This is a genomic window from Aquabacter spiritensis, assembly GCF_004346185.1.
In the GTDB taxonomy this organism is placed as follows: domain Bacteria; phylum Pseudomonadota; class Alphaproteobacteria; order Rhizobiales; family Xanthobacteraceae; genus Aquabacter; species Aquabacter spiritensis.
On sequence record NZ_SMAI01000003.1, the window covers coordinates 96,041 to 110,069 of the forward strand.

The following is a 14,029-nucleotide window of genomic DNA, read 5'->3' on the forward strand; positions in this document are numbered from 1 at the left end:
TCTCCATGACGTGGCGCGGCGTATTCCCGGCGGTGACGACCAAGCTCAAGCAGGATGGCGCCCTCGACCTTCCCGCCCTCCAGCACAGCGTGGACCGGCTGATCGTCCACGGCGTGTCGGGGGTCATCCTGCTCCCCATGCTGGGGGAAAACGCCTCGCTCTCGATGGACGAGCGGGCCCAGGTTCTCACCGCCGCAAAGGAAGCCGTGGCGGGACGGGTGCCGATGCTGAGCGGGCTGGCGGAGGTCTCCACGCACGCCGCGGCCGAAGCCGCCCGCACCTACGAAAAGCTGGGTGCCGAGGGGCTGATGGCGTTCCCCTCCATCGCCTATAAGAGCGACAAACGCGAAACCGTGAAGTGGTACAAGGACCTAGCGGCAGCCTCGAGCCTGCCGATCATGATTTACAACAACCCCATCGCCTATGGGGTGGATGCAACGCCGGACATTCTGGAGCAGCTCGCCGACACGCCGGAGATCGTCTGCATCAAGGAGGAGAGCGGCGACATCCGCCGTGTCACCGACATCTACAATGCCTGCGGCGACCGTTTCGCCGTGTTCTGCGGCGTCGACGATCTCATCCTGGAGAGCGCCGCGCTCGGGGTCACCGGCTGGGTGTCGGGCATGACCAATGCGTGGCCGGAGGAATGCGTGCGGCTGTTCGACCTGTGCCGCGCCGGGCGATTCGAGGAAGCGCGCCCGCTCTATCGCCTGCTCACCCCGGCCTTCCACCTCGATACCCATGTCAAGCTGGTGCAGTACATCAAGCTCGCCGAGCATTTCGTCTATGGCGCGCCGGAATGGGTGCGCGCCCCGCGCCTGCCGCTGGAGGGCGAGGAGCGCGCGCATGTCGGCGCGGTGATCCGCGACGCCATCGCGCAGCTCCGTGGCCGTGCGGCGGCGTAAGGCCCCGCAGCGCGCCTCGAGGCCGGGTTTGCCCCGGCGCCTCGCATGACCTGCGAACCCGCTCCCGGCGTGGCCGGGGGCGGCGTAGATGTCAGTGCCGCGCTTCGTGGTGCCAGCGCAGCAGATAGGCTCGCAGCCGCTCGACGCCTTTCACCACCACCGCCCCGAGCAGCGCGATTTCCACGATCCCGGCGAACACCCCGACGGAATCCGCGAAACGCCCGGCTGCGATCATGCTGCCGCCGATGCCCGGCCCGCCCATGAGCATCTCGGTGACGACGGTCGTGATGAGGCCGACCGGCACGGCGATCTGGATGCCGGTCAGAATCTGCGGCAGCGCCATCGGCAGGACGACCTCCCGCAACACCTGATTGGGGGTGGCGCCGAACGACCGGGCGGACCAGATCACCCATTTGTCGACGCCGAGCGTGCCGGAATAAGTCGCGCTCACCACCGGGAAAAAGCAGGAAAAGGCGATCATCACGATCTTGGACGTGTCGAAGATGCCGAACCACAGGATGAAGATCGGCAGGAAGGAGATCTTCGGCATCGGGAAGCCGATCGAGATCAGCGGATCGAAGAACCAGCGCACCGCGGTGTTGCGCGCCATCAGCACGCCCAGCGGAATGGCAATCGCGGTGCCGATCAGGAACCCGGTCGCGGCCCGGTAGAGGGTCAGGCCGAGATCGGTGAACACCTTTCCCGCCAGCATGTTGTTGAAGATGCGCTCGAGCACCGCCGAAAGCCGAGGCAGCAGAAAGGGGTGGACGAGGCCGAGCCGCGTCACGGTTTCCCAGCCGATCAGAAGCACCGCGATGACCAGGATCTGGATCATTGCATCCCCGGTCAGGCGCCGGTAGACGCCGCGCCAGATGCCGGCGACCGGTGCGTCGGGACCCGGCGCCGTACGGCCGGTCGTGCGCGCCGCCGGAAGCGAGGGGGAGGCGGAGCGGGTCATGGTTCCCTCCAGCGCAGCTGGTGGCGGACGAAGGCGCCATAGAGCCGGTCGGCGGTAAAGCCCACCATCGCGACGACCAGGATCACCGCGAACATGGCGGCATAGGCGCCGCCGTCGCCGAGCTGGCTGATCAGATAGCCGAACCCGTCCTTGGCGATCACGAATTCGGAGGACACCATCAGGATGAAGGCGAAGGCGAGGGCGGTGCGGATGCCGTTGAGAAGCTCCGGCATGGCCGCCGGCAGCACGATCTGCACCAAGGTCGTGGCGCGCGAGGCCCCGAGGCTGCGCGCCGACCAGATGAGGAACGGGTTCACGCCGCGGGCGCCGTTATAGGAGGAGATCACCACCGGCAGCAGGCAGCCGATGAAGATCAGCACGATTTTCGACATGTCGCCGAGCCCGAACCAGATCATCATCACCGGGATGAGCGCGGATTTCGGCATCGGGTAGAAGATCTGGACGATCGGATTGACCAGAAGCCGCACCGGCCGGAAGGTGGCCATCAGCAGCCCTGCCGCCGAGCCCACAATGATGGCGAGGCCGAAGCCCATCGCCGCGCGATAGAGCGACCGCAGCCCGTGATTGACGATCTCGCCGTCGAGGATCAGCGCCCACAGCGCTTCCGCGACCTGCTTGACGTCGGGCAAAAGCTGGTTTGCGAACGGCCCGGCCGTCGCCACGATCTCCCACAAGGCGAGACAGATCAGCAGCGGCGTATAGCGCCACAGGATCGAGGCGGTGGCGCCCATCAGTGCGCCCCCCGCGTCGCCGCGATCGCCTGGTCGCGGACCAGGCCCCAGATATGTTCGCCGATCTCGACGAATTCGGGCCGCTTCATCACTTCGTCGCCGCCCGAGCGGTCGACCGCGACATCGAGCACGTGCTGGATGCGGCCCGGTCGGGCGCTCATGATCGAAATCCGGTCGGCGAGAAACACCGCCTCCTGCACGTCATGGGTGACGAAGACGACGGTCTTGCGGGTGCGCTCGAAGATCGCGCGCAGCTCCTCCTGCATCACCCGGCGCGTCTGCGCGTCGAGCGCGCCGAACGGTTCGTCCATGAGCAGGATTTCGGGATCCACCGCGAGCGTGCGGGCGATCGCCGCGCGCTGCTGCATGCCGCCGGAGAGCTGCGAGGGATAGGCGTTCTCGAACCCCGTGAGATGGACGAGGTCGATGAAATGACGCGCCCGCTCCTCCCGCTCCTTCTTGGGCAGGCCCAGTTTTTCGAGGCCGTAGAGGGCATTCTGGAGCACCGTCTTCCAGGGGAACAAGGCGAAGTTCTGGAACACGATGCCACGCTCCGGGCCAGGACCCGTCACGGTCCCGCGCGCGGTGGCGATGGTGCCGGACTGGACCGGGATGAAGCCGCCGATCAGATAGAGCAGGGTGCTTTTCCCGCATCCCGACGGCCCGAGCAGAGCGTGGAACTCGTTCGGCCGGATCTGCAGGTTGATATGGTCCAGGGCGGTGACGCCGCCCTGGCCATTTCGCCCGCCATAATGATGGCTGACATCGCGGATCTCGATGCCGACCTCATCGGCCGGAAGCGCGGACCCGCTGGAGCTTTGTCCGCTCATTGGGTCTTGCCCTCATTGGCCTGCACGCGCTTCTTGGCTTCTTCGATGAAGGTGAGGTCGGCATATTTCGGTGCGACCTGGAACGCCGCCGGCAGTGCCCCCGCCTTCACCGAGGCATCCACCATGGTCTGGATGTTCTTGACGTTCGGCACCATGTAGGGATCGCGGAAATAATCTTCCTTGGTGAACATATAGGCGAAATTTTCCGGCGGCTGCTTCATGAACTTTCCGATGATCTCGCTGCCGGCTTGCTTGTTCTTCGGGTCCATGAACCAGCGGATCGCGGTGACGTGATCCTCGAAGAAGTCCTGCACCGCCTGCTTGTTCTTGGCGAGGAAGTCGGCGCGGGCGGCGAGAAAGACGAGTTCGGACGGACCGACCGCGTCGGAGACCGAGAACAGCTTGCGGTATTTGCCGCTCTTCACGAGCTTGCCGTACATCGGCTGGAGCACCGGGCCCATGTCGACCTTGTCCTCCTCGATCATCGCAGGGATGTTCGGGAAGGCCACCTCGATCGAGGTGAAGTCGCGCTTGTCGACCATGCCCTTGTTCAGCAGCATCACCCGCATGCCGGTATCTGAGGCCGAGCCGATCGCATTCGTGGCGATGCGCTTGCCCTTCAGGTCTTCCACCGTCTTGATCGGCGAATCCGCCTTCACCAGGAAGGCATCGGAATGGTGCCCGTCGACCCCGTCCTGGATGATGTCGGCCACCACCTTGACGTCGAGCCCGGCATTGGTGGCCGCGAGCGCGAGCGAGGTGGCCGAGAAGGCGCCCATGTCGATCTCGCCCGCCGCCATGGCGGTGATCTGCGGGGTCGAGCCGCGGAACAGGATCGGCTCCACGACATAGGATTTGCCGTAATGCTTCAGGATCGAGGGATTGGAATAGAGCACCGGGATCATGTGGCCCGGCATGGTGGCCCAGCCGATGCGGATCTTCACCGGATCCGCCAAGGCCGCGGTGGCGGTCAAAGTGGCCGTGGCGATGAGACCAAGGCGGGCGAGCCGCCCGAAAAGCGTCTTCATGTTTTCCTCCCGACGTCCTTCGCCGCCGTGGATCGGCGGTCGACACTATGATGGGGCCGGGTGCGTCTCAGCTTGCGCCGGCCCGCTCTTCCGATGGCGCGTTGGCGTTCGCGCTTGATCAGAATGTTAGAAATTTTGCATTTCGTTCGGCTTCGATCTTCCCGTTCTGAATTTCGCCTGTCAACCGGATAATTGAGCGACCGATCACTAGCGCGAGACGCTGATGCCCCGGAGGCCGCGTGCGGCCGGTAGGGGCCGTCACGTGCAGGCGCAGGCGAAAAGGTGGGTTCGGCTCCGAGGGATCGGCTTTCCCGCCACGCCAGGACGTCCGACGCCCATGCCTATTAAAAGTTATGTATTTCAATCGGATGCGGGCGCACCGTCGATCCGCCCGTGGTTTCAGGTTGGCCCGAAGGACGCAGGCCGCCCAAGCGTTCCGAGAGCAGCCTTCTGCATCACGCCCGCTTGCGGTTGGCGAAGCTCTCCATCTGCTCGGTGACGTTCCGCAGGCTGCCTTCATAGTGCGTCTGCAGCATCGCCACGGCATCGTCGGCGCGCCGTTCGAGGGCGGCCTCGGCCATGGCGCGGTGCTGGCTGCGCACGGCATCGAACAGGGAATAGGACTGCGCCATACGCAGCACCGTGAAGCGGCGATAGCGCTGGAACTGGTCCGACAGGGTGGCGCAGAAATGCAGCAGCCAGCGCGAGCCACAGGCCGCGACCAGGCTGGTATGGAACCGATCGTGCCGGCGCTCCCATTCGTCGATGGAGGCGTCGTCGTCGAACGAATTGGGCAGCGGGCTGCGCTCCAGCCGATGCAGCGCGACCAGGATTTCGTCCTCCCAGTCCTCGCCGCCGCGCTCGATCGATTCGCGCAGCGCCCGGCACGAGAGATCGACCCGCAACCGGCAGAGATCGTTGAGGTCTTCCAGCGACAAGGGCGCCGCCATGAAACCGCGCTGGCCCTCGAACGCGACCAATTGCTCGGAGGCGAGACGCACCAAGGCCTCGCGCAGCGGGCCGATCCCGACCTTGTAGCGCGCGCTGAGCTGACGGAACGGCATGCGCGATCCCGGCGCGATCCGGCCGGCGATCAGATCCGAGCGAAGCCGGGCATAGGCGCCCTCGCCGATGGTCTTGGCGTCGGCTTCCGGCCGCGGGCCCTCGGACCTTTGCGCCTCGGACCTTTGCGCCTCGGATCTGGGCGTCTCCGACTTGGCCGGTTCGAGGCGCACCACCGCCGGCGCCGGCACCTTCCGGACGCTCGGGGCCTTCGCCTTCGCGCGCTGCATGGGGGCTCCGTATCAAAACCTCCGCCGGGCAAGGCGGGTGAGGCAGGGGATCAGGGCGACGACTTTATGCCATTCCGCGCATTCGTCAAAAATTTCGTACAAACGCCCCTTGATAGAACGCCCGCGACTTGAGAGAAGTCCGTGGCGTGCATGCGGTGTCGGCACGCGAACTGACGAACGCGACATGCGCTGCGGCCGTGCGCCGCCCTTACGCCGAGGATCGATCATGCTGACCACCCAGGACCGCCCCGCCGAAGGCCAGGGCTCGACGCGGAACTTCAAGCTCATCGCCCAGCACGAAATGGGCGGCTTCGGCGGCATGGGCGAAGGCATGTCGATCCAGATCGCCAAAGACGGACGCCGCATTCTGTGGCTGGCCCACGAGAGCGCGCCGAAGAATTTCACCGGGCTCGACGTGACCGACCCGAAGAATCCGAAAATCGTGGTGCAGACCGACCTGCCCGTCGCCCATATGCGCTCCAATTCGCTGGAAGTCTCCGGCGACATCATGGCGGTCGCGTATCAGACGCAGAAGCAGGGCATGCAGCCCGCCGGGATGGAGCTGTTCGACATTTCGGTGCCGGAAAATCCCCGCTCCATCTCCTTCATGGATGCGTCCGGCCCGACCTCGCGCGGCGTCCACCAATTGTGGTTCTGCGACGGGGAATATGTCCACATGGCCGCGGGCGCGCCGGATTTCGCCGCGCGCAACCCCAAAGACGACCAATTCTACCGCATCATCGACGTGAAGAACCCGTCCAAGCCGACGGAAGTCGGGCGCTGGTGGCTGCCGGGCACCCGCGAGGGCGACACCGATGCGCCTCCGGTGCGGCACGAGGCCGGCAAGGATTTCGGCTTCCGCGCCCACAACACCAACGTCTATCCCCAGCGCCCCGACCGCTGCTATCTCGGCTATCTCGATGCCGGGATGATCATCATGGACATCTCCGACAAGACGGCGCCCAAGCCGATCTGCCGTTGGGACAATTCCCCGCCTTATTGGGGCTTCACCCACACCGTCCTGCCGCTCTTCGACCGCGACCTCCTCGTCGTGACCGACGAATCGGTGCTCGATGGCGGTGCGGACTGGCCGAAGCTGATCTGGATCCTCGACGCGCGCGACGAGGCGCATCCGGTGCCGATCTCGACCTGCCCGACGCCGAGCCGCGACGTCTATGCCGGCCGTGGCGGGCGCGTCGGGGCGCATAATCTGCACGAGAACGTGCCGCTGCCCACCTCCTGGTTCTCCGATCAGGTGATTCTCGGCACCTTCTTCAATGGCGGCTTGCGCGCCTTCGACATCTCCAATCCCTACCAGCCGGTGGAAATCGGCCATTTCGTGCCGCCGGCGCCGCGCCTGTCGCCGGTCGGCGCGGTGCAGATCAACGACGTGTTCGTCGACGAGCGCGGCATCGTCTACACCGTCGACCGTCATACCGGCGGCGTCTACATCCTGGAGATGGACTTCTGAGCATGCGCGATCCCGCCGCTCTGTTCGGCTCCCGGCCATTCGGCCGGGCGCTGAGCCGGCCGGGAGCTGGCCGTATTCCCGTAACGGTGGTGACGGGTTTTCTCGGCGCGGGCAAGACGACCTTGATCCGCGCCGCCCTCGCCCATCCCTCCGGCGCGCGCACCGCGGTCATCGTCAACGAGTTCGGCGAGGCCGGGATCGACGATGTGCTGCTGCGCACGTCGTCCGAACAGGTCGCGCTGATCGGCAATGGCTGCATCTGCTGCGCCGCCAAGACCGATCTGCACCGCGCCTTGCGCAATCTCGCCGCCGAGCGGGAGACCGGGCTCGTGCCGCCGTTCGATCGGGTGGTGGTGGAGACCTCCGGCGTCTCCGAGCCGGGTCCTCTGATCCAGAGCTTCGCCACCGACCGCACGGTCGCGACCCATTACGCCCTGGAAGGGCTGGTGACGGTGGTCGACGCGGTGCTCGCCGCGCGCACCCGGGAGATGGCGCCCACCTTCACCGAGCAAGTGGTACTGGCGGATCGGATCCTCCTCTCGAAGACCGATATCGCCGCGCCGGGCGTGGTCGCGGACCTGCGGCTCCACCTCGCCGCGCTCAATCCCGAGGCGCCGATCCTCGATGCGGCCGAGATGCGGGCCGACCCCACCGCCTTGTTTTCCGGACGGGCGCTGAAGCGCGCGCCGTTCCACTGCGACGCGCCGACCGCACCGGCGGACAGCCTCTACGACACCTTCAGCCTGGAGTTCGATGCGCCCTTCGACTGGCCGGTCTTCACCCGCATCATGGACACGCTCACCGGCCTGCGTGGCGACGATCTTCTGCGTGTGAAAGGCTTCGTCCAGGTCTCGGGCTGTCCCGGCCCTGTCGTGGTGCATTATGTCCAGCATCTGTCGGCGCCGCCCGAGGAGCTGACGGCCTGGCCGGAGGGCACGCCGCGCACGCGGCTCGTCTTCATCACGCGCGGGCTCGGCCGGGCCCGCATCGCGGCCGTGTTCGCCGCGGTGCTCGCGCTGGCCGGCCTCGCGCCCTGAGCGGTCGCTGCCGCGGCGCCTACCCCCCTTTGGCGAGGAAGGGCAGGAGCGCGGCGAGGGTGGCCTCGGGGGCTTCCTCGGGGACGTAATGGCCGCAGCCCGGCAGCGTCACGGTCGTCACGTCGTTCGCCACCAGCCGCATCTGGTCGCCGACCCGCTCGCCGAGGCCGAGCGCGCCGCCGATCGCGAGCACCGGCATCTCGAGCATGCGCGCCTTGCGGGCGGCATTGAGCGCGATGTTGGTCTCGATGCAGCGATAAAATTCGAAGCAGGCGTGCAGCGCCGCCGGGCTTGCTTTGATCGGCGCGATATAGATCTCCGCCACTTCGGCGGGAATGGCGTCGGGCGTCGCGCCCTTGGAGGCGAGCTGGTCGCCGAAATAGATTTCCTCGCGGCCCGCCACCATGCGCTCGTTGAGGTCGTCCAGCCGGTTGAAGGCGAAATGCCAGAGCCGGCGGTTCAAGGCCGCCTCGGAGAACAGAGGAGGGGAGGGCAGGACACCGGGAATGTTGGCGTCCATCACCGCGAGGCGTGTCACCTTCTCGGGAAAGTCGGCAGCCAAAGCGTAGCCCGCCCACATGCCGATATCGTGCCCGACCACGCCGAAGCGCGGATGCCCGAGCGCCGCCATCAGCGCCACGAAATCGCGGGCGAGGATGCCGGTGTCGTATCCGGTCGGCGGCTTGTCCGAGAGGCCGAGGCCGCGGGGCTCGGCGACGACCAGGCTGTAGTGCTCCGCCAGAACGGGCATCAGAAAGCGCCAGACATACCAGGTCTGCGGCCAGCCGCTGATCAGCAGAAGCGGGGGCCCCTCGCCTCCGGTCACGGCATGGAGCGTCACGTCTCCGCAGGCGATGCGCCGGCTTGTAAAGCGTTGCCAGAATGTCTCGGGAAGCCCGGGAAGGGAGGAGGGGTCGGTTGCCAGACGATCTGTGGCCATGGGTGTCATTCTCCCTGAGGTCTGGCACCTGAGCGAGCGGGATCGAACCCGCTGCCGCGTGGGCCGTCTCGTTTCGTGATGGGCTCAGAGCGCCTCGCCGCGCAGCAGCTTCGGCACGGCGCCGGTAAGGCCCGCCGCATCCTTGATGAACAGGCCCTTGAGCCGCGGCAGGCGGTCGACCAGGCCGAGCCCGACGTCGCGCATCAGGCGCAGCGCGTCGGAGCGGTTGGAGAACAGGCGGTTCAGCCCGTCGGTCGCCACCCCCATGGCGAGGGTGTCGAAGCGCCGCCAGCGCTGGTAGCGCTCCAACACCGAGGGACTTGCGAAATCGAGCCCGAGGCGCGCCGCGTCGGTGATTGATTCGGCGAGGGCCGCGACGTCGCGCAGGCCCATATTGAGCCCCTGTCCGGCGATCGGGTGGATGACATGCGCGGCGTCGCCGACCAAAGCGAACCGCTCGGCGACGAAGCTGCGCGCCATCGCGAAGCCCAGCGGATAGACCTGCGGCCTGGTGACGGGGCGCACCCAGCCATAACCGTGGCCGAAGCGCTGTTCGAGCTCCTCCTGGAACAGGATGTCGGGCAGGCCGACGATCCGCGCGGCATCTGCGGCCCGTTCGGTCCAGACGATCGAGCAGCGATTGCCCGGCAGCGGCAAGGTGGCGAACGGCCCGGCAGGAAGGAAATGCTCGTCCGCGCGGCCCTCGTGGGGACGCTCGTGTTCGACCGTGAAGGTGATGGCGGACTGCCCGTAGGCCCAGGAGACGGTCTGGATCCCGGCCATTTCGCGCAGCCGCGAGCGGGCGCCGTCGCAGGCGACCAGCAGGCTGGCACGCAACCGGCCGCCTGCCCCATAGGCGATGTCCGCGACGGCCGGATTGGTGGTGAAGCCGTGCACCGGCTCGGCGACGAGGACGATCCCGGCGCGCCGGGCGGCGTCGGCCAGCGCGCCTTGGAGGGCAGCGTTCGGCACCATATAGGCGAACGGCTCGCCGGGCTCGACGTCGCCGTCGAAGGTGAGGAAGACCGGCCGCGCGACATCCCGCGTCCGGCTGTCGGTGACGATCATGGAACGGATCGGTTCGGCCGCATCGGCAAGGCCGTCCCAAACACCGAGCACGCTCAACAGGCGGCGCGCGCCCGCGGCGATGGCGGAAGCGCGGGCGTCGCCGGCCGGGTCGCGCGCCAATCCGGGATCGAGCACGACGATGCGCACGTCGGAGCCGAGGCCGTCGCGCAATGCGAGCGCGAGGCTGAGCCCGGCGAGGCCGGCGCCGGCAATGGCGATATCGGCCTGATCCGGCAGGATTGCGGAGGTTTCGGTCGGGGTCATGTGGGTGGCACCTTCTCGCGGCTCGGTCGATCCATGCGGTGCTCCGGGCGTCCCGCCCCGTCTTGACGGCGCAATCCGTGCATGGCTCCAGTCGCACCACGCGGGACGCTCCCGCAGCTTCGCGAGCCCGCCGCATGATCAACGACGTCTCGACCTTGCTCCGCATCCTCGACCTGGAGCCGCTCGAAATCAATTTGTTCCGGGGTCGCAGCGCCAATCCGGGGGGCGGCCGGGTCTTCGGCGGGCAGGTGGTGGCGCAGGCGCTTGCCGCCGCGCTGCGCACCGTGCCGGAGGACCGCGTCGCCCATTCGTTGCACGGCTATTTCCTTTTGCCGGGCGATCCCGACGCCCCGATTCTCTACGATGTCGAGCGGATCCGCGACGGCCGCAGCTTCACCACGCGACGCGTCGTCGCGATCCAGAACGGCCGGGCGATCTTCTTCACTTCGGTCTCGTTCCAGGTCGAGGAGGCTGGATTCGAGCATCAGATCCCGATGCCGGACGTCGCCATGCCGGAGGATCTGCCGTCCGACGAGGTCTGGCGCGAGCGCCTTCTCGCCCGCTATCCCCATGCGTCGGCGCGCGCGTGGATGGCGATGCGCCCGCTCGAAGTAAAGCCGACGGGCCGCGATTCGCCTTATATCGGCGGAACCGACCACCCGCCGCATCCCAGCCTCTGGGTGCGCGCCCGCGGCGCCTTGCCGGACGCGCTCGGGAGCCACCAGGCGGTCCTGGCCTATGCGTCCGATCTGTCGCTGCTCCAGGCGGCGCTGCTGCCGCACGGCAAGAGCGTGTTCGATCCCGATATGCAGTGCGCCAGCCTCGATCACGCGCTCTGGTTTCATCGGCGGTTTCGCGTGGATGAATGGTTGCTCTATGTCCAGGAGAGTCCGGCGGCGGCCGGTGCCCGCGGCTTCTGCCGTGGCGCTTTCTTCACGCGGGAGGGGGTCCTCGTCGCGTCTGCGGCTCAGGAGGGATTGATGCGGCAGGTGGAGAAACCCTGAGCACGAATGGTGCAATTGACTAATTTTTAAGCGCAAACTGAGGCAGTCTTGCGTCTCCGTCGTGGCAGCGGCGGGCATGGCGAGAAAATAAGCACCCCGGACCGGAACTTTCGTCGTTTGGCACGGTCCTTGATTCCCCCTCCGACAGGCCTGTCTGCCGCGGCGGGGAATTTCCCCATCCCGCTCGGCGCAGCCCGAGAGAAAACGCTCGAACGCGGCCCGGATTTCGCCGGCGCGGCGACGGGCATCATGGGGATAGGGACCGATCCATGAAGATCGTCATGGCTATCATCAAGCCGTTCAAGCTGGAGGAGGTGCGCGACGCCCTCACCGGTATCGGAGTGCACGGGCTGACCGTGACCGAGGTGAAGGGGTACGGCCGGCAGAAAGGACACACCGAGATCTATCGCGGCGCCGAATACGCCGTCAGCTTCCTGCCCAAGCTGAAGATCGAGGTGGCGGTGGCCACCGACCATGTCGCGAAGGTGGTCGAGGCGATCACCGCCGCTGCCAAAACCGGCCAGATCGGCGACGGGAAGATCTTCGTCTTCCAGATCGACCACGCCGTGCGCATCCGCACCGGCGAGACCGACGCCGACGCGCTTTGAGAATTCCTCAATTGACGGAGCCTTCTTCCATGACGTTCAAGACCTGGTCCCGTGTGGGACTGCCCACTCTCTTGATGGCGGCCGCGGTCGCCCTGCCGGTGCTGGCGCAGACCGCCGCGCCAGCACCCGACGCGGTGCCCGCCGTCGTCGGTCCGTCGATCAACAAGGGCGACACGACTTGGATGCTGACCTCGGCGCTGCTGGTGCTGATGATGTCGGTCCCCGGCCTCGCTCTGTTCTATGGCGGCCTGGTGCGCACCAAGAACATGCTGTCGGTGCTGATGCAGGTGATCTACAGCGTCTGCATCGTCGGCATCATCTGGGTGCTGTACGGCTATTCGCTGGCCTTCACCGGCGGCTCCGACTTCATCGGCGGCTTCGCCAAGGCCTTCCTGAGCGGGGTCACCACGGAATCGGCGGGCGGCACCTTCTCGGTCGGCGTCGCGATTCCGGAACTCGCCTTCGTGGCGTTCCAGATGACCTTCGCCATGATCACCCCGGCCCTCATCATCGGCGCCTTCGCCGAGCGGGTGAAGTTCTCGGCGATCGTGCTGTTCATCCCGCTCTGGGTGACGTTCATCTATTTCCCGATGGCGCACATGGTCTGGTATTGGGCCGGCCCGGATGCGGTCGACGCTGCCGCCAAGGCTCTCGCCGCCGCCACTGACGGCGCTGCAAAGACCGCCGCGCAGGAAGCGCTCGACGCGGTCCTGGCGGATGCCGGCTACATCTACAAGCTGGGCGCGCTGGACTTCGCCGGCGGAACCGTCGTGCACATTAATGCCGGTATCGCGGCGCTCGTCGGCTGCTTCATCGTCGGCAAGCGCACCGGATACGGCCGGGAGCAGTTCTCGCCCCACTCTCTGACCCTCACTTTGGTCGGCGCCGGCCTGCTGTGGGTCGGCTGGTTCGGCTTCAATGCCGGCTCCAACCTCGAGGCCAACGGCCTGACCGCTCTCGCCATGATGAACACCTTCATCGCGACCTGCGCGGCGGCTCTGTCCTGGATGATCATCGAATGGCTCGCCAAGGGTAAGCCCTCGATGCTCGGCGTGGTGTCCGGCGCGATTGCCGGCCTCGTCGCCGTGACCCCGATGGCCGGGTTCGCGGGCATCATGGGCGCGATGATCTCGGGTCTGATCGTCGGCGTGGTCTGCTTCTTCTTCTGCACCACGGTGAAGAACGCATTCGGCTACGACGATTCGCTCGACGTGTTCGGCGTCCACGGTGTCGGCGGCATCTTCGGCGCCATCGCCACCGGCATCGTCGTGAGCCCCGCTTTGGGCGGCACCGGCGTGTTCGACTACACCACCGGCGCGGTGGCGGAGTACAACATGGCCACCCAGGTGATGGCGCAGCTCAAGGCTGTCGGCGTCACCCTCGTCTGGTCCGGCGTCGGCTCGGCCATCCTGTTCTACATCGTCAACGCCGTCGTCGGACTGCGGGCTTCGGTGGAGAAGGAGCGCGAGGGTCTCGACATCACCGAGCATGGCGAGCGCGCCTACCACAGCTGATCGCAGCTTGCGGACGCGGCGCAGGGTCGCCGCGTCCGGCACACCGATAAAAGAGGGGAAGGAGCCCCGGCCTCGTGCCGGGGTTTCCTGTTTCTGGGCCTCGGGCCACACTTTCCGAACGGCGTGTCGCCGCTCTCGCCGTCGGGCTTTTCCACAGCCGCGCGGCCTGCTAGAAGCCGCAAATGGCTGTCTCGATCTTCTCGGTTCGGCGCGCGCGGTCGCGAATTACCGGCCCGGCCTCCCGTCGGCTCTAAGCGCGCGGGTTCGCCGGGCTGTTCGATCGCGCCCTCGCTTTTCGATGGAGGCGGATCCTGCGTCCGCCCGCGCCGCACAGCGGCCCGGGCCGGATGCATCCTCC

General features: G+C 66.9%; 13 protein-coding genes. 6 read left to right on the top strand and 7 right to left on the bottom strand.

Translation table 11 applies throughout. From position 1 onward, the window contains the following. Positions 1–5: 5 nt before the first annotated feature. Positions 6–905 carry a dihydrodipicolinate synthase family protein gene (locus tag EDC64_RS06810; protein WP_132030522.1) on the top strand — a complete coding sequence of 300 codons (900 nt, stop codon included), beginning with the start codon at positions 6–8 and terminating at the stop codon, positions 903–905. A 91-nt stretch (positions 906–996) separates the two neighbouring features. Here the strand turns inward: EDC64_RS06810 and EDC64_RS06815 are convergent, their stop codons facing one another. The 5 genes from EDC64_RS06815 to EDC64_RS06835 form a co-directional block, all read right to left on the bottom strand. Next, the gene (locus tag EDC64_RS06815; protein ID WP_132030523.1) at positions 997–1,863 is read right to left on the bottom strand and encodes an ABC transporter permease; all 867 of its coding nucleotides are present in this window, start codon (positions 1,861–1,863) and stop codon (positions 997–999) included. Further along, positions 1,860–2,615 (bottom strand): ABC transporter permease, encoded by a 756-nt coding sequence (locus EDC64_RS06820; RefSeq protein ID WP_132030524.1) that lies wholly within the window; start codon positions 2,613–2,615, stop codon positions 1,860–1,862. Before EDC64_RS06820 ends, EDC64_RS06815 begins: the two co-directional genes overlap by 4 nt. Beyond that, on the bottom strand, positions 2,615–3,445 hold the full coding sequence (locus EDC64_RS06825) for an ABC transporter ATP-binding protein (RefSeq protein ID WP_132030525.1): 831 nt from the start codon (positions 3,443–3,445) through the stop codon (positions 2,615–2,617). Before EDC64_RS06825 ends, EDC64_RS06820 begins: the two co-directional genes overlap by 1 nt. Further along, complete coding sequence (locus tag EDC64_RS06830; RefSeq protein ID WP_132030526.1) at positions 3,442–4,473, bottom strand: ABC transporter substrate-binding protein; 1,032 nt, start codon at positions 4,471–4,473, stop codon at positions 3,442–3,444. Before EDC64_RS06830 ends, EDC64_RS06825 begins: the two co-directional genes overlap by 4 nt. 455 nt (positions 4,474–4,928) lie before the next feature. After that, positions 4,929–5,765 (bottom strand): FCD domain-containing protein, encoded by an 837-nt coding sequence (locus EDC64_RS06835; protein WP_132030527.1) that lies wholly within the window; start codon positions 5,763–5,765, stop codon positions 4,929–4,931. Positions 5,766–5,991: 226 nt separating this feature from the next. Here EDC64_RS06835 and EDC64_RS06840 point away from each other — a divergent pair, with 226 nt between their 5' ends. Both EDC64_RS06840 and EDC64_RS06845 read left to right on the top strand, forming a co-directional pair. Next, entirely contained in the window at positions 5,992–7,236 is a 1,245-nt protein-coding gene (locus tag EDC64_RS06840) for an LVIVD repeat-containing protein (protein WP_132030528.1), read from the top strand. 2 nt (positions 7,237–7,238) lie between these two features. Then, positions 7,239–8,273 carry a CobW family GTP-binding protein gene (locus tag EDC64_RS06845; RefSeq protein WP_132030529.1) on the top strand — a complete coding sequence of 345 codons (1,035 nt, stop codon included), beginning with the start codon at positions 7,239–7,241 and terminating at the stop codon, positions 8,271–8,273. A gap of 19 nt (positions 8,274–8,292) precedes the next feature. Here EDC64_RS06845 and EDC64_RS06850 read toward each other — a convergent pair whose 3' ends face one another. Beyond that, positions 8,293–9,213 carry an alpha/beta fold hydrolase gene (locus EDC64_RS06850; RefSeq protein WP_207915940.1) on the bottom strand — a complete coding sequence of 307 codons (921 nt, stop codon included), beginning with the start codon at positions 9,211–9,213 and terminating at the stop codon, positions 8,293–8,295. An 84-nt stretch (positions 9,214–9,297) separates the two neighbouring features. Next, complete coding sequence (locus EDC64_RS06855) at positions 9,298–10,545, bottom strand: ubiquinone biosynthesis hydroxylase (RefSeq protein ID WP_132030531.1); 1,248 nt, start codon at positions 10,543–10,545, stop codon at positions 9,298–9,300. Between the two features lie 134 nt (positions 10,546–10,679). Between EDC64_RS06855 and EDC64_RS06860 the strand changes: the two genes are divergently transcribed. From EDC64_RS06860 to EDC64_RS06870, 3 genes are all read left to right on the top strand, one after another. After that, positions 10,680–11,549: an acyl-CoA thioesterase gene (locus EDC64_RS06860; protein WP_132030532.1), complete on the top strand. Its 870-nt coding sequence runs from the start codon at positions 10,680–10,682 to the stop codon at positions 11,547–11,549. A gap of 269 nt (positions 11,550–11,818) precedes the next feature. After that, positions 11,819–12,157 carry a P-II family nitrogen regulator gene (locus EDC64_RS06865; RefSeq protein ID WP_132030533.1) on the top strand — a complete coding sequence of 113 codons (339 nt, stop codon included), beginning with the start codon at positions 11,819–11,821 and terminating at the stop codon, positions 12,155–12,157. 29 nt (positions 12,158–12,186) lie between these two features. Then, positions 12,187–13,671 (top strand): ammonium transporter, encoded by a 1,485-nt coding sequence (locus EDC64_RS06870; protein ID WP_132030534.1) that lies wholly within the window; start codon positions 12,187–12,189, stop codon positions 13,669–13,671. Positions 13,672–14,029 lie beyond the last annotated feature (358 nt).

Excerpts from the sequence above, each read along its gene's own strand:
- EDC64_RS06810 (WP_132030522.1), top strand. The coding sequence starts at position 6 with ATGACGTGGCGCGGCGTATTCCCGGCGGTGACGACCAAGCTCAAGCAG.
- EDC64_RS06815 (WP_132030523.1), bottom strand. The coding sequence starts at position 1,863 with ATGACCCGCTCCGCCTCCCCCTCGCTTCCGGCGGCGCGCACGACCGGC.
- EDC64_RS06820 (WP_132030524.1), bottom strand. The coding sequence starts at position 2,615 with ATGGGCGCCACCGCCTCGATCCTGTGGCGCTATACGCCGCTGCTGATC.
- EDC64_RS06825 (WP_132030525.1), bottom strand. The coding sequence starts at position 3,445 with ATGAGCGGACAAAGCTCCAGCGGGTCCGCGCTTCCGGCCGATGAGGTC.
- EDC64_RS06830 (WP_132030526.1), bottom strand. The coding sequence starts at position 4,473 with ATGAAGACGCTTTTCGGGCGGCTCGCCCGCCTTGGTCTCATCGCCACG.
- EDC64_RS06835 (WP_132030527.1), bottom strand. The coding sequence starts at position 5,765 with ATGCAGCGCGCGAAGGCGAAGGCCCCGAGCGTCCGGAAGGTGCCGGCG.
- EDC64_RS06840 (WP_132030528.1), top strand. The coding sequence starts at position 5,992 with ATGCTGACCACCCAGGACCGCCCCGCCGAAGGCCAGGGCTCGACGCGG.
- EDC64_RS06845 (WP_132030529.1), top strand. The coding sequence starts at position 7,239 with ATGCGCGATCCCGCCGCTCTGTTCGGCTCCCGGCCATTCGGCCGGGCG.
- EDC64_RS06850 (WP_207915940.1), bottom strand. The coding sequence starts at position 9,213 with ATGGCCACAGATCGTCTGGCAACCGACCCCTCCTCCCTTCCCGGGCTT.
- EDC64_RS06855 (WP_132030531.1), bottom strand. The coding sequence starts at position 10,545 with ATGACCCCGACCGAAACCTCCGCAATCCTGCCGGATCAGGCCGATATC.
- EDC64_RS06860 (WP_132030532.1), top strand. The coding sequence starts at position 10,680 with ATGATCAACGACGTCTCGACCTTGCTCCGCATCCTCGACCTGGAGCCG.
- EDC64_RS06865 (WP_132030533.1), top strand. The coding sequence starts at position 11,819 with ATGAAGATCGTCATGGCTATCATCAAGCCGTTCAAGCTGGAGGAGGTG.
- EDC64_RS06870 (WP_132030534.1), top strand. The coding sequence starts at position 12,187 with ATGACGTTCAAGACCTGGTCCCGTGTGGGACTGCCCACTCTCTTGATG.